Below are 20,439 nucleotides of genomic sequence, written 5' to 3' on the forward strand. Positions count from 1 at the left end.
CCCGGAGGCACTGCGTCCGGCGCAGCGCCCCGATTCGACAGGTCCATGCAGGCCCGCCTGCCTGACGATCACGCCTGTCGCACCGGCAGGCTCAGCGCGTCAGCCTGCGCCCCAGCACCGCGACCGACACCAGCGCCGCCGCCACCAGCACGAACGCCGTCGGCAACGACCACGCCTGCGCGGCGAAGCCGATGAGCGCGGGACCGGCGAGGATGCCGGCGTAGCCCATCGTCGTGACCGCGGGAATCGCCACACTTTCGGGCATCACGGTCTGCCGCCCGGTCAGGGTGAACATCACCGGCACGATGTTGGCGCAGCCGATGCCCACGAGTGCGTAACCCAGCAGCAGGACGCCGAACACCGGCACCAGGGTCGCCAGCAGCAGGCCGGCACCGGCGATCAGGCCACCCGCGAGTACGGCGGTCGCACGACCGACGTGCGCGATCACCCGGTCGCCGACGAGGCGCGAAACCGTCATCGCCACGTTGAACGCAACGAAGCCCCAGCCTGCATGGCGCAGGTCGATGCCGCGGACCTCGTGCAGGAAGACCGCACTCCAGTCGAGCATCGCGCCTTCGACAAGGAAGGCCACGAAGCACACGATGCCGATCGCGGCGACCAGGCCGCGCGGCACCGCGAACGCCGGCGCGTCCTGCGGTGCGCGTTCCGTCCGCCAGGCGGGGGCGACAGCCGCGACGATCGCGAGCGCGAGACCGGCGGCCACCAGCGTGGCTGCGAATGCGCTGGTGCCCGCGGTCAGCAGCAGGGTCACGCAGGTGGCACCGACCAGGCTGCCGATGCTGTAGAAGGCGTGGAAGCCCGACATCATCGGGCGCGCCGCGTCGCGTTCCACCGCGACCGCCTGCACGTTCATCACGCAGTCCATCGCGCCGATTCCGGCGCCGAACACCAGCAGCACGCCGCCGAGTGCGAGTGGTGTCGAAGCCACGCTCAGCATCGGCAGCGCGAGCAGCATCAACGCGCACGTGCCCAGCATCACCGTCCGGCAGCCGTGCCGCGCGGCGAGCATGCCCGACAGCGGCATCGCGATGATCGAGCCCAGGCCCAGACACAGCAGCAGGACGCCGAGCATCGCGTCGTCCAGCGCCGCGCGCGATTTCGCGAACGGCACCAGCGGTGCCCAGCTGGCGATGACGAAGCCGGGAATGAAGAACGCGGCGCGGGTCGCGTGCTGCTGGAAGCGGGCGGAGGGCGGCGGCATCGGGAGGTCCATGAAGAGGCATGCGCGACCGAGGCCGGCCCAGCCCTGGCCGCTGCAGACCGGCTGTACCGGCGTCGGCGGACGGGGGTGGGAGGCGCCAGTCACGGGGGTCGCAGCGTGCAGCGCGGGCGATCCGCGCGCAATGCGCCGGCCCGCCATGCGCCCCGCCAGCGCCAAGGCCTTGCGCGGCAAGGGGAAATTCCGCAGAATGGCCGGCTCGTTGCGTCCAGCCCATGGAAACATGGCCTGACCTGCCCCCGGAAGCGCGATTCCGCGGCAGTGGTGCTTCGAATCTCCACCCACCCGTTTCGCGCGATGGCCATGCCATCGGGGCCGCCATCTCCCTGGCTAAGGGCGATATCAATTACTTCGAGGTGCGTAATGTCCCGAGTCTGCCAAGTCACTGGCAAGCGTACGACGCATGGCAACAACGTGTCGCATGCCATGAACAAGACCCGTCGCCGCTTCATGCCGAACCTGCATGAGCGTCGTTTCTGGGTTGCCAGCGAAAACCGCTGGATCAAGCTGCGTGTATCCACCAAGGCCCTGCGCACCATCGACAAGAACGGCATCGACGTCGTCCTCGCCGAGCTTCGTGCCCGCGGCGAAAAGGTCTGAGGAGTTAGAACATGGCAGGCAAGCGCGACAAGATCCGTCTGATTTCCTCGGCCAACACCGGGCATTTCTACACCACGGACAAGAACAAGAAGAACACCCCCGGCAAGATGGAGTTCAAGAAGTACGACCCCGTCGTCCGGAAGCACGTGATCTACAAGGAAGGCAAGATCAAGTGATGCAACGACCCGCGCTTCAGCGCGGCTGACGTTGCATCATTCCCGCGAAGGCGGGGATCCAGAAGCCCGCCGCAAGGCGGGCTTTCTTGTACCCACTTCCCGCGCGCAGAGCGCGTGGCTGCCGGAAGGTCATCCCCACGGCTCTCGACAGACGCATGTCTGGTCAGGCGGGAATCGCTGTTCAACAGCCGAATGGCTGATCATCCAGCGCCTCCATGCAAAACCCGCCGCGAGGCGGGTTTTGTACGTTTTGCGCCCGCGCTTCAGCGCGGCTGACGTTGCATCATCCCCGCGAAGGCGGGGATCCAAAAGCCCGCCGCAAGGCGGGCTTTTTTTGTACCCACGGCCCGCGCGCAGAGCGCGTGGCTGCCGGAAGGTCATCCCCGCGGCTCTCAACAGACGCATGTCTGGTCAGGCGGGAATCGCTGTTCAACAGCCGAATGGCTGGTCATCCATCGCCTCCTCACAGAACTCGCCGAAAGGCGGGTTTGTGCGTTCTGGCGCTGCGCTTCAGCGCGGCTGACGTTGCAGCATCCCCGCGCAGGCGGGGATCCAGAATCCCGCCGCAAGGCGGGCTTTTCGGTGTTCGCGGCCCGCGCGCAGCGCGCATGACCGCTGAAAGCCGTCATCCCGGACAACGCAGCGCGTTGATCCGGGATCCAGCGCCTTCGAACGAAGCCCGCCGCAAGGTGGGCTTTCCTGTCTCCGTGACCCACGCGCGCCGCGCGCGGCTGCCGAAAGATCATCCCCGCGGCTCTCGACAGACCCATGTCTGCCAGGCGGGAAGCGCTGCTCAACACAGCCGAATGGCTGGTCACCCAGCGCGTTAGCATTGCTGAAGCCGCGTCTCCGAACGCTCGAGCGCGCGGTCTGCACGCCTGATGTGCAGTCGGATCGCCGCATTGCAGCGCTGAGAAAGTACCGAGCCGCAACACGCCGCCACGCAACGCCCATAGATCCCAGCCTGACCGGACATCTGTCGCGGGGATGACCCTGCGATTGATTCCAGCGTCTGGCATGTCCCCACGCATCGCCCCCGCGCGATCACGTACTGCTTGGCCCGGCGTGCGCCCACCTCACTGCCGGGCACCAACCGCCCCACTGCGCTCACAGCCGAAGGGGCCAAGCAACACGTCACCCCTATCCACGAAATGTCCCCCGCACCGCCTGACCTCGGCAACCGCGATCGCCGGACCGGACGCCTTGCCACCACCGCGCCCGCACACCGCACAATCGGTCGCATGGACTGGCAGACGCTCAACCTGGGCCTGGGAATCCTGGTCGCGGACTGGATCATCCGCATCGCGGCGCTGCTGTGGATTCCCGCGCGGACGCGGCCCGCTGCGGCGCGCAGCTGGCTGCTGCTGATCGGTTTCGTGCCGCTGGCCGGTCTGCCGCTGTACTTGCTGCTGGGCCATCCGTGGCTGTCGCGTGTGCGCATCGCCCGGCAGCGGCAGGCTTCGCTGGTCATTCGCGAGGAACAGCGGCCGCTGGCGGACCTGCGCTGGACGCCCCCGGCCGGTGACGTGTCGGCCGAGATGGCGCCGCTGCTCGAACGCCTGGGCGATTTCATGCCGACCCACGGCAACGCGGTGCGCCTGCTGGACGACTACGGCGAATCGCTGCAGGCATTGCTGGCCGATATCGATGGCGCGCGCATGCGCGTGCACCTGCTGTACTACCTGATGTTCGACGACGCGGTCGGCGAGTCGGTGGTCGCGGCGCTGGAACGCGCAGCCGCGCGCGGGGTGCGCTGCCGCGTGCTGCTGGACGCGGTGGGCGCCAAGCGCGGCCTGCACCGGTACGCGCGGCGCCTGCGCGCGGCCGGCGTCGAGATGCACGCGATGCTGCCCGGCGGATTGCGCTGGGCGCGCAGTCGCATGGACCTGCGCAACCACCGCAAAGTTGCGGTGATCGACGATGTCGCGGCCTATGTCGGCTCGCAGAACCTGGCGCAGCCGGGTTTCATCCCGGCGTTTCCCAATCGCGAGCTGGTCGCCCGCGTGCAGGGCCCGGTGCTGGCGCATCTGGAAGCCGTGTTCGCCAGCGACTGGTTCATCGAGACCGGCGAGCGCCTGGAGGTCGCGCCGACCACCGCGCTGGCCGATGCCGACACCGCGGTGCAGCTGCTGCCCAGCGGGCCCGCGTATCCGTTCGAGAACGCGCGCGACACGGTCAATGCGCTGATCCATCTGGCGCGCCACCGCCTGGTGCTAGCGACGCCCTACTTCGTACCCGACGACGCCACGCTGACGGCGCTGCGCATCGCCGCGCTGTCGGGCGTGGAAGTGCAGCTGATCCTGTCGGCCAGTAACAACCAGCCTCTGACCGCCTGGGCGCAGAAGGCCTACTACGGTGAGCTGCTGGAGAGCGGCGTGCGCATCGCGCTGTACGAGCCGCACTTTCTGCATGCGAAACACATGAGCATCGACGACGGCATGGCGCTGCTCGGCTCGATCAATCTCGACATCCGCTCGTTCGCGCTCAATGCCGAGATCGGCCTGCTGGCCTACGACCGTGAGGTGGTCGCGCGCATGCGCCGGATCGAGGCCGACTATCTGGCCCACGCCACCCCGGTCACGCTGGCGAACTGGAACCGGCGGCCGGCCTGGCGGCGCAGCGTCGAGGGCATCGCGCGGCTGGCGGATTCGTTTCTGTGATCGGCGCGGTCGCAGGCGCCTGACGGGACTGCCGCGAACACGAGGCCGGGACGGCAGCGGCACGGCGACGACGCCGATAACGACGCAGCTGCGCGCAGCCGTGCGCACGACGGGCATCGCGTGCGCAGCCGTTCGCGCGCGAGCGCGTCCCGGGATCGGGGACTAGAAGCCGCCGCCCGCGTCCAGCCAGGCCTGTTCCTCGGCGGTATTGATCCGGCCCAGCGCATGGTTGCGATGCGGGAACCGGCCGAAACGCGCGATGACGTCGAGATGCGCCCGTGCGTAGTCGCGGTACTGCGCATTGTCGACATCGGCGAAGAGCTGCACCGACAGGCGCTGGTCCTCCATCGATTCGGAATGCTCGAACGGCAGATAGACGAAGCCGCGCAGATCGGCCTCGAATTCACGATCGAACCCGGCATCGACCATCGCGCGGGCGTGCTGCAGCGCCAGGCCGTCGGTCGCGAACGCATGCGCGCTGCCGCGGAAGATGTTGCGCGGAATCTGGTCGAGCAGGATCAGCAGCGCGAGTCCGCCTTTGGCGGTTGCGAGCCAGTCGTCGTGTTCGCGGCGCGCGGCGGCGAAATGCGCGTCGCGGAAACGGCGGTCGCACTCGCGATCGAAGGTCTCGCCGCCCTTGAACCACTGGGCGGGGCCGGCGTCGGTCCAGAAACCGAGGATGTCGTCAGGGGTCGTGGTCATTGCGCCAGCCTAGCGCGCCGCGCAGGGCCCGGCGACCGGGCGCCTATACTCGCGCCCCATCGCCGCTGCCCGGGACGCCCGATGCGCCTGTTTCCGCTGTCCGCCGTGCTGGCCCTGCTGCTGGCTGCCTGCACCTCGTCGGAGACCGATGCCCTGATCGCCGCGCCCGCCGTGGGCGACGTCTACGCGGCGCAGCTCAGCGAGTTTTCGGAGTTTCCGTTCCACGATGCCGATGCGCAGCCGATCGATCCGGCCTACGGCCTGATGCAGGTGGTCGAGGCCGACGCTGCCGGCGTGGTGGTGATCACCGAGAACGCGGCGTCCGCCGATCCGCGCCAGGCGCGACGGGCGCTGCGCGGTGCGCTGGCGGCCGTCGTGTACGACGACAGCGAGCGGATCCGGATTGCCGGTCCGGCGCTTCGTCAGGCCCATGCGGACGGGCGGATCACCGCCGCGCACCGGCCGGATCCCGCGCCCTCGCCCTGAGCGGCGCCGCCGGCGGTGAAGAGCCGCCGCATTGCAGCGACGATCTACAGCACGTTCCGGCGCAACGCCGCTGCGCAGCGCGCGATCGCCTCGCATTGGCACCGTCGAAACATGCGACGACGGCGCTGCGGAGCGGAGAGTCCCGCTGACGCACCCGTTCTGACCGCTGGAGCCACCGCCGCGCAGGCGGTGTGTCACGAGGCCCGCGTCCAGCGACGGACGCAGGCTGCGTGCGTCAGGGGCGTGTCGATGCCGGGCGATGCGCGCGTGCCCAGTCGCGGGTGGACACGGGTGCATGCGGGAGCAGGCCGCCCGCATCGATCGCATGCTGCAACGTCGCCGCATCACCATCACGCAGATGCAGGTCGAGGAACGCGCGCGTGGTCGCGGCGACCGCTGCCGAAGTCGCCACCGGATCGGCGTCGCCGAAGCGGTCCTCGTGCCCGTCTTCCGGCATCAGCAGCGGCAGGTCGCTGAAGGCCATGTGCTTGGTGCCGGGCACGCGCAGCCGCACCACGTCGGGCGATAGACCGGTCGCGGTCCAGCGCTCGTAGGCGTAGTCGTTGGGATTGAAGTCCGCCTCCGAGGGCATGCCGTCGTACATCGGATAGCGCACCCAGTCGCTCAGGAGCAGCAGCAGCGGACGGTCGAGGTCGGCATCGAAGAACGCCGGGTCGAAGTTCTGCCCGTCCAGGCTCACTGCGGCGCGGCACGCGGGCAGCTGGCCGCAAACCGTGGCCGCGGTGGAGCCGCCGAAGGACATGCCGGCCAGCGCCAGACGCGTGGGATCGGCCGTGCGCAGCGCGTCGCGCACGTCGCCGTCGAGCGACTGCAGGGCCGCCGCGCCGGGCTGCAGCGCCGACACCGCGAAGCGCATGTCGTCGCGCCAGCTGGCGACGCTGGCACCGAGACGGCTGCCGTCCAGCGCATCGGCATAGCCGGCGATCAGCGGCGCCCGCGTGTCGTGGTCGGCCGCGGCATAGAACGCCATCCGCCAGTCGGAAAACGCCGGCTTCTCGGCTTCCATATTGGTCGGCACGGTGCGGCCATCGGCCAGGGTCACGTCGACCGAATCGCCCGGATGTCCGATCGCGACGACCACATAGCCGTGGCTGGCCAGATGCTCGGCCAGCACGGTGTTCTGCGCGGCATACACGAAGAACCCGTGGCTGAGCACGACCAGCGGAAACGCGCCCGGCGCACCCGCGGGCGCGGCATCGGTCGCGTGCGTCGGGCAGGCCCCGATGCCCTCGAGCTGCGCCGGGTCGTAGCGCAGGTTGCGGGCCAGCGCCGGCAACTGCACGGCCGCGTCGGCCGCGTCCATGTAGGGCTGCGGCGGCGCGCCGCTCGCGGCGGGGTACCAGACGACGGCCGGCAGCGTTCTCGGCGCATCGGCAGTATCGCCGCGCACGCCGCGACGGCTGTCGTCGACCAGCTCGAAGCGCTGCACGCCGACCGGATACGCCCCGTCGGGCGCGGGCAGCAGGCACGCGATCGCCTGCAGCGGCACGCACAGCGCGGCCAGCAGCACCGCAGGCCCGGCGATGCGCCGCGCGCGCAGGCGCAGCGTGGAGGTTCGTGGCGTGCTCATTCGTCGAACCGCAGGTGGCGCACGGACTTGCCGTGCCGGCGGATCAGCTTCAGCGCCTCGATGCCGATGGTGATGTGGCGCTCGACGAAATCGGCGCTGACCTTGGCGTCCGACGCCTCGGTCTTGACGCCTTCGGGAATCATCGGCTGGTCGCTGACCAGCAGCAGCGCGCCGGACGGAATGCGGTTGGCGAAACCGGCGGCGAAGATCGTCGCGGTTTCCATGTCGATCGCCATGCAGCGCATCGCGCGCAGCCGGGTCTTGAACGCATCGTCGTGTTCCCAGACGCGGCGGTTGGTGGTGTAGACGGTGCCGGTCCAGTAGTCGTGGCCGAGGTCGCGGATCATCGTCGACACCGCACGCTGCAGCGCGAACGCCGGCAGCGCCGGCACTTCGGGCAGCAGATAGTCGCTGCTGGTGCCCTCGCCGCGGATCGCCGCGATCGGCAGCACCAGATCGCCGAGTTCGTTCTTGCGCTTGAGCCCGCCGCACTTGCCGAGGAACAGCACCGACTTCGGCATCACCGCCGACAGCAGGTCCATCATCGTCGCGGCATTGGGGCTGCCCATGCCGAAATTGATCATCGTGATGCCGTCGGCGGTGGCGCTGGGCATCGGCCGGTCCAGGCCCACGACCTCGGCGCCGGTGAGGCGCGCGAAGTGATGCAGGTAGCCGCCGAAATTGGTCAGCAGCACGTGGTCGCCGAACTGGTCCAGCGGCACCCCGGTGTAGCGCGGCAGCCAGTTGCCGACGATCTGGTCTTTTTCTTTCATCGTCTTCTCCTCGTGTCCGCGCATTCTCGCATCGCACGCGGTGCCCACGATTGCGCACCGCGTCCCAGCGACCGCGCGCCGGGCACGGGTACACTCGACCGGCTGCATGCCGTCGCCCGCACCGGCCCACGCGCCGCGCCGCCGACGACCCTCACCATCGCACCGGGGAAATTGCCGATGTATCGCGTTCTGTCCGCCGCCCTTGCGGTTGCACTGTTCGGTGGCTGCGCCACCACCTCCACGTCCGCGCGCAGCGACGCCGCGCCGGCCGCGTCGTCGTCCGCCACGTCGGCCGCCTATGCCAGCACCTACGTGCCGATCGCCTCGGCCCCGGTACTGATCACCGGCGCGACGGTGCTCACCGGCGACGGGGGCCGGCTGGAGAACGCCGATGTGCTGCTGCAGGACGGCCGCATCGCGGCCGTCGGCACCGGCCTCGATGTGCCGGCGAACGCGCAGCGCGTGGACGGCACCGGCAAGTGGGTGACGCCCGGCATCATCGACGTGCACTCGCACCTCGGCGTGTATCCCAGCCCTGGCGCACGCGCGCACAGCGACGGCAACGAGATGACCGCGCCCAACACCGCGCAGGTCTGGGCCGAACATTCGGTGTGGCCGCAGGATCCCGGCTTCGGCGCGGCCCTGGCGGGCGGTGTGACCACGCTGCAGATCCTGCCGGGCTCGGCGAACCTCGTCGGCGGCCGCGGCGTGACGCTGAAGAACGTCGCCGCGACCACCGTGCAGGACATGAAGTTTCCCGGCGCGCCCTACGGCCTGAAGATGGCCTGCGGCGAGAACCCCAAGCGCGTCTACGGCCAGAAAGGCGGCCCGGCCACGCGCATGGGCAACGTCGCCGGTTACCGCCAGGCGCTGATCGACGCTGCCGAGTACCGCAGCAAGCAGGCCGGCGAATCGCCGGGCAAGCGCGACCTCAAGCTGGAGACGATGGCCGGCGCGATGGATGGCGACATCCTCGTGCACATCCACTGCTACCGCGCCGACGAGATGGTGCAGATGCTCGACCTGGCGCAGGAGTTCGACTTCCAGGTCACCGCATTCCACCACGGCGTCGAGGCCTACAAGATCGCCGACCGCCTGGCCGCCGACGGCGTCTGCGGCGCGCTGTGGGCCGACTGGTGGGGCTTCAAGATGGAAGCCTTCGACGGCATCCAGGAGAACATCGCGATCGTCGACCGCGCGCCGAACGGCTGCGCGATCGTGCATTCGGATTCCGACGAGGGCATCCAGCGCCTCAACCAGGAAGCCGCCAAGGTCATCGCCAGTGCGGAACGCGCGGGACTGGCGATCACGCCCGAACACGCGATCCGCTGGCTGACCGAGAACGCGGCGAAGTCGCTCGGCGTGCTCGAACGCACCGGCACCCTGACCCCCGGCAAGATGGGCGACGTGGTGCTGTGGAGCGGCAACCCCTTCAGTGTCTACGCGCTTGCCGAACAGGTCTGGATCGACGGCGCGCACGTGTACGACCGCACGGATCCGGCGCGTCAGCCGGTCTCGGATTTCATGCTCGGCCAGGGCGCCGCTGCCACCGGAGGTGCCCGATGAGCCGCCTTGTTTCCAACCGCCGCGTCCGCCGCGCGATGACGCGTCTGCTGGTCGCCGGCGCGCTGCTCGCCGCCACCCTGCCCGTGACCGCACAGTCGCTGCTGATCCGCGGCGCGACCGTGCACACCGCGGGTGCCCAGGGTTCGCTGCAGAACACCGACGTGCTGGTGCGCAACGGCCGCATCGCGGCGGTCGGCGCCGGCCTGTCGGCGGGCGATGCCCAGGTGGTCGAGGCCAATGGCCGGCCGCTGACGCCGACCCTGTTCGGCGGCGTGACCGGCATCGGTATCGAGGAAGTCTCCGGCGAGAGCGGCACACGCGACGACCGCCTGTCGCTCGGCGAAGCCAGCGCGATGGCCGTGCGGCCCGAGTTCGACGTGACCCTGGCCTACAACCCGGAGTCGATCGTGATTCCGGTCGCGCGCGTGGAAGGCATCGGCTTCACCCTGATCTCGGCCGGCAGCGCGAGTTCGATCATCGGCGGCCAGGGCGCGGTGATGCGCCTCGACGGCAGCGTCGATCCCGCCGGCCCGAAGGTGCTGTATCTCGCGCTCGGCGCCGCCGGTGCGGAACAGAGCGGCGCGTCGCGCGCGGCGCAGTGGATGCTGCTCGACCAGCTGATCGACGAGGCGCGTGGCCGCCTGCCCGCCGATTCGCACGTCGCCTCGCTGACGCCGGCCGGCAAGCGGGCGCTGACCCGCTACCTGGACGGCAGCGGCACGATCGTCGTCGGCGTCAATCGCGCCTCGGACATCCGACAGCTGCTGCGCTGGTCGCAGCGCCACAAGCTGCGCATCGCGATCCGCGGCGGCGCCGAAGCCTGGAAGGTCGCCAGCGAACTCGCATCGGCGAACGTCCCGGTGTTCGTCGACCCGCTGGTCAACCTGCCGTCGGACTTCGACCAGATCGGCGCGACCTTGGAGAACGCCGCGCGCCTGCAGGCCGCCGGTGTGCGCGTCGGCTTCGCCCAGGCCAGCGACGCCTCGCACAACGCGCGCAAGCTGCGCCAGCTGGCGGGCAATGCCGTCGCGCACGGCCTGCCCTGGGATGCGGGCCTCGCCGGCCTGACCCGCGTGCCGGCCGAGGTCTTCGGCGTCGGCGACCGCATCGGTACGATCGCGGTCGGCCGCACGGCGGACCTGGTGCTGTGGTCGGGCGATCCGCTCGACGTCACCAGCACCGCCGAGCAGGTGTGGTTCGACGGCCGCGCGATCCCGATGCGCTCGCGCCAGACCGAACTGCGCGACCGCTATCTGCACCCGGCGACGCCGGCGAACGCGGGTGGCTTGCCGCGGGCGTATCAGAAGCGCTGAGGCGCAAGCCCGTCCCCGCGTGCGGGGACGGGGCCGATGCAGGGTCTGTTGTCACCCCAGCGCACACACGCTGGGGCCCATTTTGATTTTGCGGAGCAACCGCCATCGCCATCATCAGGCGGCGGCCTGCTGCGTCAGTTCGACCGCGTACATGGATCCCGGCCTGCGTTGGGATGAAGGATCAGCGCGTCCCGCGATCAAGCCGCCGCGCGCGCGTTTCTGCGGAGGAACCGCCGCGACTCAGCGCGCGTCCGGCGGGATCTCGTCCGGATCCGGATCGACCGCCAGCTTGCCGGCGATCAGCACCGCCTGGGTACGGTTGGACGCGCCGAGCTTGCGCAGCACGGCGGTCATGTGCGCCTTCACCGTCGCTTCGGAGACATGCAGTTCGTAGGCGATCTGCTTGTTGAGCATGCCGTCGCCGAGCATCTGCAGCACGCGGAACTGCTGCGGCGTGAGGTCACGCAGGCGCGCGGCGACGTCGTGCTCGTGCGAGGTGACCGCCGGCGCCGAGACCGCGGCCTCGGGCACGAAACGGTCGCCATCGAGCACCAGCGCGACCGCACGGCCTAGGGTTTCGGCATCGGCGGACTTCGGTACGAAACCGGCCGCGCCATGGTCCAGCGCGCGCCGCATCACCGCAGGCTCTTCGCGCGCGGACACCATCAGCACCGGCAGCTGCGGGTACTGCGCACGCAGATGCACCAGCGCGCTGAAGCCGTGCACGCCGGGCATGTTGAGGTCGAGCATCAGCAGGTCGGCGTCGGGTTCGGACTCGACCATCGCGTACAGCGCATCGACGTTGTGCGCCTCACGCAGGCGCGCGTTCGGCACGGCGCGGGAAATCGCGCCACGCAGTGCCTCGCGGAACAGCGGGTGATCGTCGGCAATCAGCAGGGTGGTCATTGGAACGTGTGATGCCTTTGGAGATGGAATGCGTGAGTCATCGGTGGTGCGCGGCGGGGATGCGTGAGGCCGACTGGCCGACCGCCAAGGCCGGGGCGTGGTACACGCCCCGGGCCACCGACGCGCTACCCGGAGCGAATCGAAGCAGCGCCCTGCTTCGCACGCATCGGCGAGGGCGTGACCCGCGCCACCGTCATGCCTGCGGGATGTAGCGCTCCTTGACCAGCGCGTCGACGACCGACGGATCGGCCAGCGTGCTGGTATCGCCGAGCTGGTCTGGCGCGTTCTCGGCGATCTTGCGCAGGATGCGCCGCATGATCTTGCCCGAACGGGTCTTGGGCAGGCCGGGCGCCCACTGGATGTGGTCGGGCGAGGCGGTCGGGCCGATCTCGCTGCGCACGTGCTTGACCAGTTCCTTGCGCAGGTCTTCGCTGTAGGCCTCGCCGGCCTTCAGGGTCACGTAGGCGTAGATGCCCTGGCCCTTGATGTCGTGCGGGAAGCCGACGACCGCGGCCTCGGCGACCTTGGGATGCAGCACCAGCGCGCTCTCGAGTTCCGCGGTGCCGATGCGGTGGCCGGACACGTTGATGACATCGTCGACGCGGCCGGTGATCCAGTAGTAGCCGTCTTCGTCGCGGCGGCAACCGTCGCCGGTGAAGTAGCTGCCCGGATAGGTCTTGAAGTAGGTGTCGATGAAGCGCTGGTGGTCGCCGTAGACGCTGCGCATCTGGCCGGGCCAGGAATCGGTGATGACCAGATTGCCTTCGGCCGCGCCTTCGATCACGACGCCGTTGGCATCGACCAGCGCCGGCTGCACGCCGAAGAACGGCACCGTCGCGGAACCGGGCTTGGTATCGATCGCGCCGGGCAGCGGCGAGATCAGGATGCCGCCGGTTTCGGTCTGCCACCAGGTGTCGACGATCGGGCAGCGACCGTCACCGACGACGTCGGCATACCAGCGCCAGGCTTCGGGGTTGATCGGCTCGCCGACGCTGCCGAGCAGGCGCAGTGACGCGCGCGAGGTCTTCTTGACCGGCGCCTCGCCTTCGCGCATCAGCGCGCGGATCGCCGTGGGCGCGGTGTAGAAGATCGTGACCTGATGCTTGTCGATGACGTTCCAGAAACGCGAGACGTCGGGATAGTTCGGCACGCCTTCAAAGATCAGCGACGTCGCGGCGTTCGCCAGCGGGCCGTAGACGATGTAGCTGTGGCCGGTGACCCAACCGACGTCGGCCGTGCACCAGTAGACGTCGTCGTCGCGCAGGTCGAACACCGCTTCGTGGGTGTAGCTGGCGTAGAGCAGATATCCGGCGGTGGTGTGCAGCACGCCCTTCGGCTTGCCGGTCGAGCCGGAGGTGTAGAGGATGAACAGCGGATCTTCCGCATTCATGCGCTCGGGTTCGCAGGTGTCGGGCTGGCTGTCGACGACCGCGTCGTACCAGCGGTCGCGCGGCATCTGCATGTCGACCGCGCCGCCGGTGTGGCGCACGACGAGCACGGTTTCGACGGTATTGGTGCCCGGCAGTTTCAGCGCCGCATCGACGTTCGCCTTCAGCGGCACGCTCTTGCTGCCGCGCAGGCCTTCATCGGCGGTGATGATGAGCTTGCTGCCACAGTCGGAGACGCGATCGGCGATCGAATTCGGCGAGAAGCCGCCGAAGACCACGCAATGCACCGCGCCGATGCGGGCGCAGGCGAGCATCGCCACCGCAGCCTCGACGATCATCGGCAGATAGATGGTGACGCGGTCGCCCTTGCCCACGCCGAGGTTGCGCAGCGCATTGGCGAGCTTGCACACGCGCGCATGCAGTTCGCGGTAGCTGACGTGCAGCGATTCGGTGTCGGGGCCGTCGGCCTCCCAGATCAGTGCGGTCTTGTCGCCCTTGCTCGCCAGGTGCCGGTCGAGGCAGTTGACGCTGACGTTGAGCTCGCCGTCCTCGAACCAGCGGATGCGGAAGTCCTGCAGGTCGTAGCTGACGTTGCGGATCTTGGTGGGCGCACGATCCCAGTGCAGCCGCTTCGCCGCCTCGCCCCAGAACGCATCCGGATCCTGCACCGACCGCGCGTAATCGCGCGCGTACTCGGCTCGGGTGATGGTGGCGGGGCCGGCGAATCCGGCGGGGACCGGGTGGAGTTCTGCGGCGTTGGACATCGTGACTTCCCTCGTTTTCGACGCGTCCAACCAGTGTGCCGCATTCGCCGCGGCGCCAGCCTAGACCTTCGTCTAACCGCGCCACGGCGGCCGCGCCGGGTATCGACCAATGGCGAATGGGCGGCGCCCCTGCATACGTGCAGTCTGCGTGACGGACCGGTCTGCGGCCCCTTGCCGTTGATCGATGTTTTGTAGACCCGTGGGAGGGGAGCAATGACACACACACTCAAGGCCCGGCCGCGCCTGCTGGCCACTGCGGTGCTGGCGGCGCTGGTGCTGCCCGGCGCAGCATTCGCACAGACCGCCAAGGAACGCGAACTCGAGGCGCGCGTCGCGCAGCTCGAGGCGATGGTCCAGCAGCTGGTGACGCAACAGCAGCAGACCGATACCGTGGTGACCGAGGTGCGCACGGCCCAGGCCGCGCAGCCCGCGCCCGCAGCCGCTGTCGCCGGTACCGGCGCCGCCGCGCCGATCCAGACGACGACGATCACGCCGACCGCCAATCCCGGTACCAAGTTCACCGTGGGCGGCATGATCCGCACCGACGCGATGGTCACCAAGACCACCGACGGCGACATCGCCCAGGGTTCGGCGGGCCGCGACTTCTACGTGCCCGGCGCGATTCCGGTCGGCGGCACGGCGCCCGATACCTATTCCGACGCGCATCTGAAGTTCTCGCGCCTGTGGTTCGACGCCAGCACGGTGCTCGATTCCGGCGACAAGCTGGGCGCGCGCGTGGAGTTCGACTTCTTCGGCGGCGCGCTGGGCAATCCGGCGGCCACCAACACCTACGGTGCGACGCTGCGCCACGCCTACCTGACCTACAACAACTGGCTGGTCGGTCAGACGTGGTCCAACTTCATGGACACCAATGCGCTGATCGATGCGGTCGACTTCGTCGGCCCGACCGACGGCGTGGCCTTCGTGCGCCAACCGCAGCTGCGCTACACCAGCGGCCCGTGGGCGATCTCGATCGAGCGTCCCGAAACCACCGTGCAGCCCTTCGGCGGCGGCGCGCGCGTGATCGGCGGCGACAACAGCGCCATCCCGGACGTCATCGCCCGCTACACCCACAAGGGCGACTGGGGCCACATCAGCTTCGCCGGCCTCGCGCGCCAGCTGAAGTACCAGCCCTACAACGCCGCCGGTCTGCAGCCTGTCGGCGCCGAGAGCACCGACACCGGCTTCGGCGCGCAGGTCAGCGGCCTGGTCAAGCTGGGTGACAGCACCGACATCCGCTACCAGGTCAGCGGCGGCGACGGCATCGGCCGCTACATCGGCCTGGCCACGGTGCAGCAGGACGCGATGGTGGATTCCGCCGGCGACATCGACGCCCTCGGCGGCTGGGCCGGCTACTTCGGCCTGCGCCAGGTGTTCAGCCCGAAGGTCCGCGGCAACCTGTTCTATTCGCGCTCGCAGTGGGACAACAACGCGGCCTGGACCGGCCTCGGCGTGACCCGCAAGGTGCATTCGGTGCACGCCAACATGATCTGGTCGCCGGTGCCGAAGCTCGACTTCGGTGTCGAGGCGATCTGGGGCGAGCGCACGCTGCAGTCCGGCGCCGACGGCGAGCTGATGCGCCTGCACACGATGGCCCGCTACTCGTTCTGATCCACCCGGCAGGGACGGCCACGCGCCGTCCCTGTTGCGTTTCACCGCCGCGTGCGAGCGGCCCCCACCCGCACCACCGTCTGTTCCGCGATCGCATGCAGCACGTCTGACCGGGTCGCCGGCATTCCGCCGGTCCCGACCACATCACGAACGCTTCGGAGGGGAAGCTTCCCATGTCCAGCACGACCGCCAACCCGGCACCCAAGCCCGCGCTGACGAAGGGCCACAAGAAGGTCATCTTCGCGTCCAGTCTCGGCACCGTCTTCGAGTGGTACGACTTCTATCTGTACGGCTCGCTCGCGATCATCCTGTCGCGCCAGTTCTTCAGTGGCGTCAATCCGACGACGGGCATGATCTTCACCCTGCTGGCGTTCGCGGCCGGCTTCTTCGTCCGTCCCTTCGGCGCGGCCTTCTTCGGCAGCCTCGGCGACCGCATCGGCCGCAAGTACACGTTCCTGGTCACGATCATCATCATGGGCGTGTCGACGTTCCTCGTCGGCGTATTGCCCAGTTACGCGTCGATCGGTATCGCGGCGCCCATCATGCTGATCGTGCTGCGTCTGGCCCAGGGTCTGGCAATGGGCGGCGAGTACGGCGGCGCGGCCACCTACGTTGCCGAACACGCGCCTCCGGGCAAGCGCGGCCTCTATACCGCCTTCATCCAGACCACGGCGACGCTCGGCCTGTTCCTGTCGCTGGCCGTGATCCTGCTGTGCCGCTGGCTGCTGGGTGTCGAAGCGTTCGAAGACTGGGGCTGGCGTCTGCCGTTCCTGGGTTCGATCGTGCTGCTGGGCGTCTCGGTGTGGATCCGCCTGCAGCTGAGCGAATCCCCGCTGTTCCAGCAGATGAAGGCCGAGGGCAAGGGCTCCAAGCAGCCGTTCCGTGATTCGATCAAGGGCGGCAACCTGAAGCTGATGCTGCTGGTGCTGTTCGGTGCAACCGCCGGCCAGGCCGTGGTCTGGTACGCCGGCCAGTTCTACGCGCTGTTCTATCTGCAGAGCATGCTGAAGGTCGATCTGACGGTGTCCTACCTGCTGATCGCCGCGGCCCTGCTGCTCGGCACGCCGTTCTTCCTGTTCTTCGGCTGGCTGTCGGACAAGATCGGCCGCAAAAAGATCATCATGGCCGGCTGTCTGATCGCGGCGGTGTCCTACTTCCCGATCTTCAAGGGCCTGACCCACTTCGCCAATCCGGCGATCGAAGAAGCCGTCGCCAGCGCGCCGGCCGTGGTCGTGGCCGATCCGAAGACCTGCAGCTTCCAGTTCGATCCGGTGGGCACGCGCAAGTTCACCAGCTCCTGTGACGTGGCGACTGCCGCGCTCGCACGCGCCGGTGTGCCGTACAGCGTCGAGCCGGCACCGGCGGGTTCTCTGGCCGAAGTGCGCGTGGGCACCAACAGCGTCGCGTCGTACGAGGCCGAAGGCCTGGCCGGCGATGCGCTGAAGAACCAGCAGGGCACCTTCGGCACCGACCTGCGCGGCGCGCTCAATGCCGCGGGTTACCCGGAGAAGGCGGACACCGATCGCATCAACATCCCGATGACGATCTTCCTGCTGTGGATCCTGGTGATCTTCGTGACGATGGTCTACGGCCCGATCGCGGCGTATCTGGTCGAGCTGTTCCCGACCCGCATCCGCTACACCTCGATGTCGCTGCCGTACCACATCGGTAACGGCTGGTTCGGTGGCTTCCTGCCGGCGATTTCGTTCGCCCTGGTCGCGGCCACCGGCAACATCTACTACGGCCTGTGGTACCCGATCGGCATCGCGCTGATGTCGCTGGTGATCGGCACGATCTTCCTGCGCGAGACGAAGGACGTCGACATCACCAAGTAAGTGCGGCACCCGCGCGGGACCACGTCTCCCGCGCGTTTCACCAGAACGCCGGCCCGGAAGGGCCGGCGTTCTTCGTTTCAGGGATTCGAGATCCGCATGGTCGACCACCGATGCGGCCAGAAAATCGATAACTGCGTGGGTCGAGGCCTCGCAATCGTCAGCTTCTGGATGGTCGACGAGGCTGTGCGCTGGAGATGCGGTGAGGTGTGTCGTTCTTGGACCCTGACCGCCGTGCCCGCGGGAAAAGCGCACACGCGTGTCCCGCACTCGGAGCACGCCCCAAGTGCGTCAGTCGCCCGATCGAAAGGGACACACCGCTGGATGCGGCCACCGCAGCGGAGCGATCAGATCTCGCCTGGTGTGTCGTGCCGCGGCGCTGCGATGCGCATTGCGCGCCAGACAAGCCAGATGAAGACGAGGAACGCGACGAACGGATATCCCGCTGCCAGGCTCGACAGCAGCTGCACAACGACCGGATCGTCGCTCGCCTGCGCGGATAGCAGCGCCATCACATCCGCGATGACGACGAGTGCGCCCATCATCAGCACGACGCCGCGCGCAAGCGGGGACACGAGTGTGCGCGACAGATGCCAGGCCGGCAGCAGGAACAGCAGCGAGAGCACGGCCGTCCACGGCGCCAACGCATCCAACAGCGCGCGCGACTGCGACGCATCGCCGGGGTGTCGCCAATGACCCCAGAACGGACTGAAGAATCCGATGAGATTCACCAGCACCACCGTGGCGAGCAGCGCGACCAGCAACCAGCCGACGGCGCGGCGCAGATGCACGAGATGCGTCATGTCCTTTTCCCTGAAGCGGATCCGATCGATCACCGCCCGAGGATAGCAACGCCGTTTCCGGTCACGTGGACGCCGCGCGGACATCGCGCAGATTCCACCGTACGAACGCTGCTCGAATCCATCCGCGTGGCCGCGGTGGGGAACGCAGGTCTACTTCTGCGGCGGCGCCGCGAGCTCGCGCGCGTCGAGGTAACCGTCGCGGTTGGTGTCCTGACGGTTGAACGTGGCGGCGAGCTTGGCCATGTGCTCGGCCAGCGTCACGGGCCGGCCCTTGCCGCCCGGCAATTCGTCGGGCGTCAGCACGCCGTCGCCGTTGCGGTCCATTTGGTCGAAGGCGTAATGCATCCACGCCTGGTACTCGGCCAGGGACACGCGGCCGTCGCCGTCGGTGTCCATGCGCTCGAGATACTCGCTGGTCCGCGTGACCTGGGCCGATGCCAGTCCCGCCATCAGCGCCATCACGACGCCTGCAACGCAGGCCGCGAGGCGCAACGCGATCCGGGCAGACATCGGCTGCGGCGATGGCGCGCTCAGGCGCGCGCGCTCTGCAGCGAATACCCCTTGAGGCGGGCCGAATACGCCTGCAGCGCGCGGTTGCCCGAGGCTTCCGCTTCGCGGCACCACGCCTGCAGCGCCTGCAGCGCTTCGCTCGCGTTCTGCGAGCGCGCTTCGAGCAGTGCCGCCAGACGCGCGCGGTGCTCGACCAGCGTGCGGATGCGCGGACGCTGGTCGACCCACTGCTGCAGCTGCGCACGTGCATCGGGCTGCAGCCAGCGGCCATCGTCGACCAGGCCCTTGCGCAGCTTGCGCGGCAGCAGCGAGCGCAGCTTGGCGCCGGCCGCCTGGGCTTCCTCGCGCAGCGCCGGGGTCAGCACGTTGCGCTGGAAATCGGTCATCGCCTGGAAGCGGTGCGTGAGCAGCGCGCGCATCGTGTCGGTGTCGGGCACGTGGATGTTCGGGCGCACGTCGAGCGACGGCGCGACGCGCAGCACCTTGGCCAGGCCGACGGATTCGAGACTCCTGATGACCATCCAGCCGATGTCGAATTCCCACTTGCGCAGCGCGAACTTCGCCGAGCTGGGAAACGCGTGGTGGTTGTTGTGCAGCTCCTCACCGCCGATCCACACACCCCAGGGCGTGAGGTTGGTCGCGGTGTCGGTGGTCTCGAAGTTGCGGTAGCCCCACCAGTGCCCGAGGCCGTTGACGACGCCCGCGGCCCAGAACGGAATCCACGCCATCTGGATCGCCCACACCGCGACGCCCTTGAAGCCGAACAGCGCGAAGCTGACGAACAGCAGCAGCGTCGGGCCGAACGTCGCCCACGGCGTATAGACCTTGCGCTCGATCCAGTCGCTCGGGGCGCCCTTGCCGTACTGCTCGATGTCGGCACGCATGCCGCGCGCTTCGCGGTACAGCTCGACACCCTGCCAGAACACGGTCTTGATGCCCTTGAAGCGCGGGCTGTGAGGGTCGTCCTCGGTCTCGCACTTGGCGTGGTGCTTGCGATGGATCGCCACCCACTCGCGCGTGATCATCGACGTGGTCAGCCACGTCCAGAACCGGAAGAAGTGCGCGATCACCGGATGGAAATCGACACCGCGATGCGCCTGGCTGCGATGCAGATACAACGTGACCGCGAGAATCGTCAGCTGGGTAGCGATCAGCAGATACAGCAGCATCGCGCCCCAGCCGAACTGGAGCAGGCCACCGGACAGGAAGTCGAGGATCGAAGCAGGCATGGGCCACGTCGTAGAGGAGTGAACGGCTCAATGATGCGGTCGTGCCGCGGTCATTGCCATCCCTGCGAGTCCGTACGGCGCGCCCGGGGTTCAGTCTGCTGCGCTGGCTGCGCATTCAGTGAAGAAGTTGCTGTGCGACACCACTCAAACCGGCCTGCCGTCCCCTTCATCAGCCGTTCGAGCGCTGCACCGACACGCAGCCAGCCGCTCATCCAAGCCGCCCCGCGGCGCAGCACACGTCGTGCCGGGTCGTGTGCGATAGTCGGCGCGCATCACCGCTGTTCAGTCT

General features: G+C 68.7%; 17 protein-coding genes. 8 read left to right on the forward strand and 9 right to left on the reverse strand.

From position 1 onward, the window contains the following. Positions 1 to 91: 91 nt before the first annotated feature. Positions 92 to 1,222, reverse strand: a complete 1,131-nt coding sequence (locus AC3A5K_RS16045) for an MFS transporter (RefSeq protein ID WP_487618559.1) — start codon at positions 1,220 to 1,222, stop codon at positions 92 to 94. Positions 1,223 to 1,603: 381 nt separating this feature from the next. On the opposite strand from AC3A5K_RS16045, the gene rpmB reads away from it, so the two are divergent. The 3 genes from rpmB (at position 1,604) to cls (ending at position 4,676) form a co-directional block, all read left to right on the forward strand. Beyond that, positions 1,604 to 1,840 carry a 50S ribosomal protein L28 gene (gene rpmB / locus AC3A5K_RS16050; RefSeq protein WP_096209782.1) on the forward strand — a complete coding sequence of 79 codons (237 nt, stop codon included), beginning with the start codon at positions 1,604 to 1,606 and terminating at the stop codon, positions 1,838 to 1,840. Positions 1,841 to 1,851: 11 nt separating this feature from the next. Continuing rightward, positions 1,852 to 2,016 carry a 50S ribosomal protein L33 gene (gene rpmG / locus AC3A5K_RS16055; RefSeq protein WP_096296520.1) on the forward strand — a complete coding sequence of 55 codons (165 nt, stop codon included), beginning with the start codon at positions 1,852 to 1,854 and terminating at the stop codon, positions 2,014 to 2,016. A 1,241-nt stretch (positions 2,017 to 3,257) separates the two neighbouring features. After that, a complete protein-coding gene (gene cls / locus AC3A5K_RS16060; RefSeq protein WP_487618560.1) occupies positions 3,258 to 4,676 on the forward strand; it encodes a cardiolipin synthase in 1,419 nt (472 codons plus the stop codon). A gap of 162 nt (positions 4,677 to 4,838) precedes the next feature. On the opposite strand, the gene AC3A5K_RS16065 is transcribed toward cls, so the two are convergent. Further along, positions 4,839 to 5,378 (reverse strand): DUF924 family protein, encoded by a 540-nt coding sequence (locus tag AC3A5K_RS16065; RefSeq protein WP_487618561.1) that lies wholly within the window; start codon positions 5,376 to 5,378, stop codon positions 4,839 to 4,841. Positions 5,379 to 5,459: 81 nt separating this feature from the next. On the opposite strand from AC3A5K_RS16065, the gene AC3A5K_RS16070 reads away from it, so the two are divergent. Next, on the forward strand, positions 5,460 to 5,864 hold the full coding sequence (locus AC3A5K_RS16070; RefSeq protein WP_487618562.1) for a hypothetical protein: 405 nt from the start codon (positions 5,460 to 5,462) through the stop codon (positions 5,862 to 5,864). Positions 5,865 to 6,099: 235 nt separating this feature from the next. On the opposite strand, the gene AC3A5K_RS16075 is transcribed toward AC3A5K_RS16070, so the two are convergent. Beyond that, the gene (locus tag AC3A5K_RS16075; protein ID WP_487618563.1) at positions 6,100 to 7,455 is read right to left on the reverse strand and encodes an alpha/beta hydrolase; all 1,356 of its coding nucleotides are present in this window, start codon (positions 7,453 to 7,455) and stop codon (positions 6,100 to 6,102) included. Then, positions 7,452 to 8,228, reverse strand: coding sequence for an AMP nucleosidase (locus tag AC3A5K_RS16080; protein WP_487618564.1), 777 nt, complete (start codon positions 8,226 to 8,228; stop codon positions 7,452 to 7,454). The genes AC3A5K_RS16075 and AC3A5K_RS16080 overlap by 4 nt, the downstream gene beginning before the upstream one ends. A gap of 177 nt (positions 8,229 to 8,405) precedes the next feature. On the opposite strand from AC3A5K_RS16080, the gene AC3A5K_RS16085 reads away from it, so the two are divergent. Together AC3A5K_RS16085 and AC3A5K_RS16090 are read left to right on the forward strand one after the other, a co-directional pair. After that, entirely contained in the window at positions 8,406 to 9,794 is a 1,389-nt protein-coding gene (locus AC3A5K_RS16085; RefSeq protein ID WP_487618565.1) for an amidohydrolase, read from the forward strand. Beyond that, a complete protein-coding gene (locus AC3A5K_RS16090; RefSeq protein WP_487618566.1) occupies positions 9,791 to 11,107 on the forward strand; it encodes an amidohydrolase family protein in 1,317 nt (438 codons plus the stop codon). Before AC3A5K_RS16085 ends, AC3A5K_RS16090 begins: the two co-directional genes overlap by 4 nt. Positions 11,108 to 11,347: 240 nt before the next feature. Here AC3A5K_RS16090 and AC3A5K_RS16095 read toward each other — a convergent pair whose 3' ends face one another. Both AC3A5K_RS16095 and acs read right to left on the reverse strand, forming a co-directional pair. Next, positions 11,348 to 12,013 (reverse strand): response regulator transcription factor, encoded by a 666-nt coding sequence (locus AC3A5K_RS16095; RefSeq protein WP_487618567.1) that lies wholly within the window; start codon positions 12,011 to 12,013, stop codon positions 11,348 to 11,350. A 193-nt stretch (positions 12,014 to 12,206) separates the two neighbouring features. Then, entirely contained in the window at positions 12,207 to 14,165 is a 1,959-nt protein-coding gene (gene acs, locus AC3A5K_RS16100) for an acetate--CoA ligase (RefSeq protein ID WP_487618568.1), read from the reverse strand. A 213-nt stretch (positions 14,166 to 14,378) separates the two neighbouring features. Between acs and AC3A5K_RS16105 the strand changes: the two genes are divergently transcribed. Both AC3A5K_RS16105 and AC3A5K_RS16110 read left to right on the forward strand, forming a co-directional pair. Further along, positions 14,379 to 15,776 (forward strand): DcaP family trimeric outer membrane transporter, encoded by a 1,398-nt coding sequence (locus AC3A5K_RS16105; RefSeq protein WP_487618569.1) that lies wholly within the window; start codon positions 14,379 to 14,381, stop codon positions 15,774 to 15,776. 173 nt (positions 15,777 to 15,949) lie between these two features. Beyond that, the gene (locus tag AC3A5K_RS16110; RefSeq protein ID WP_487618570.1) at positions 15,950 to 17,611 is read left to right on the forward strand and encodes an MFS transporter; all 1,662 of its coding nucleotides are present in this window, start codon (positions 15,950 to 15,952) and stop codon (positions 17,609 to 17,611) included. A 344-nt stretch (positions 17,612 to 17,955) separates the two neighbouring features. Here the strand turns inward: AC3A5K_RS16110 and AC3A5K_RS16115 are convergent, their stop codons facing one another. The 3 genes from AC3A5K_RS16115 to AC3A5K_RS16125 all read right to left on the reverse strand — a co-directional run bounded on the left by AC3A5K_RS16115 (position 17,956) and on the right by AC3A5K_RS16125 (position 20,150). After that, positions 17,956 to 18,495 carry a hypothetical protein gene (locus AC3A5K_RS16115; protein ID WP_487618571.1) on the reverse strand — a complete coding sequence of 180 codons (540 nt, stop codon included), beginning with the start codon at positions 18,493 to 18,495 and terminating at the stop codon, positions 17,956 to 17,958. A 66-nt stretch (positions 18,496 to 18,561) separates the two neighbouring features. Beyond that, positions 18,562 to 18,921 carry an EF-hand domain-containing protein gene (locus tag AC3A5K_RS16120; protein WP_487618572.1) on the reverse strand — a complete coding sequence of 120 codons (360 nt, stop codon included), beginning with the start codon at positions 18,919 to 18,921 and terminating at the stop codon, positions 18,562 to 18,564. 20 nt (positions 18,922 to 18,941) lie between these two features. After that, entirely contained in the window at positions 18,942 to 20,150 is a 1,209-nt protein-coding gene (locus AC3A5K_RS16125) for a DesA family fatty acid desaturase (RefSeq protein WP_487618573.1), read from the reverse strand. Positions 20,151 to 20,439 lie beyond the last annotated feature (289 nt).

This window comes from Luteimonas sp. Soil_C_5 (assembly GCF_057656615.1).

Excerpts from the sequence above, each read along its gene's own strand:
- AC3A5K_RS16125 (WP_487618573.1), bottom strand. The coding sequence starts at position 20,150 with ATGCCTGCTTCGATCCTCGACTTCCTGTCCGGTGGCCTGCTCCAGTTC.
- AC3A5K_RS16080 (WP_487618564.1), bottom strand. The coding sequence starts at position 8,228 with ATGAAAGAAAAAGACCAGATCGTCGGCAACTGGCTGCCGCGCTACACC.
- rpmB (WP_096209782.1), top strand. The coding sequence starts at position 1,604 with ATGTCCCGAGTCTGCCAAGTCACTGGCAAGCGTACGACGCATGGCAAC.
- AC3A5K_RS16115 (WP_487618571.1), bottom strand. The coding sequence starts at position 18,495 with ATGTCCGCGCGGCGTCCACGTGACCGGAAACGGCGTTGCTATCCTCGG.
- AC3A5K_RS16075 (WP_487618563.1), bottom strand. The coding sequence starts at position 7,455 with ATGAGCACGCCACGAACCTCCACGCTGCGCCTGCGCGCGCGGCGCATC.
- AC3A5K_RS16095 (WP_487618567.1), bottom strand. The coding sequence starts at position 12,013 with ATGACCACCCTGCTGATTGCCGACGATCACCCGCTGTTCCGCGAGGCA.
- AC3A5K_RS16065 (WP_487618561.1), bottom strand. The coding sequence starts at position 5,378 with ATGACCACGACCCCTGACGACATCCTCGGTTTCTGGACCGACGCCGGC.
- rpmG (WP_096296520.1), top strand. The coding sequence starts at position 1,852 with ATGGCAGGCAAGCGCGACAAGATCCGTCTGATTTCCTCGGCCAACACC.
- AC3A5K_RS16110 (WP_487618570.1), top strand. The coding sequence starts at position 15,950 with ATGTCCAGCACGACCGCCAACCCGGCACCCAAGCCCGCGCTGACGAAG.
- AC3A5K_RS16105 (WP_487618569.1), top strand. The coding sequence starts at position 14,379 with ATGACACACACACTCAAGGCCCGGCCGCGCCTGCTGGCCACTGCGGTG.
- AC3A5K_RS16070 (WP_487618562.1), top strand. The coding sequence starts at position 5,460 with ATGCGCCTGTTTCCGCTGTCCGCCGTGCTGGCCCTGCTGCTGGCTGCC.
- cls (WP_487618560.1), top strand. The coding sequence starts at position 3,258 with ATGGACTGGCAGACGCTCAACCTGGGCCTGGGAATCCTGGTCGCGGAC.
- AC3A5K_RS16045 (WP_487618559.1), bottom strand. The coding sequence starts at position 1,222 with ATGCCGCCGCCCTCCGCCCGCTTCCAGCAGCACGCGACCCGCGCCGCG.
- acs (WP_487618568.1), bottom strand. The coding sequence starts at position 14,165 with ATGTCCAACGCCGCAGAACTCCACCCGGTCCCCGCCGGATTCGCCGGC.
- AC3A5K_RS16090 (WP_487618566.1), top strand. The coding sequence starts at position 9,791 with ATGAGCCGCCTTGTTTCCAACCGCCGCGTCCGCCGCGCGATGACGCGT.
- AC3A5K_RS16085 (WP_487618565.1), top strand. The coding sequence starts at position 8,406 with ATGTATCGCGTTCTGTCCGCCGCCCTTGCGGTTGCACTGTTCGGTGGC.
- AC3A5K_RS16120 (WP_487618572.1), bottom strand. The coding sequence starts at position 18,921 with ATGTCTGCCCGGATCGCGTTGCGCCTCGCGGCCTGCGTTGCAGGCGTC.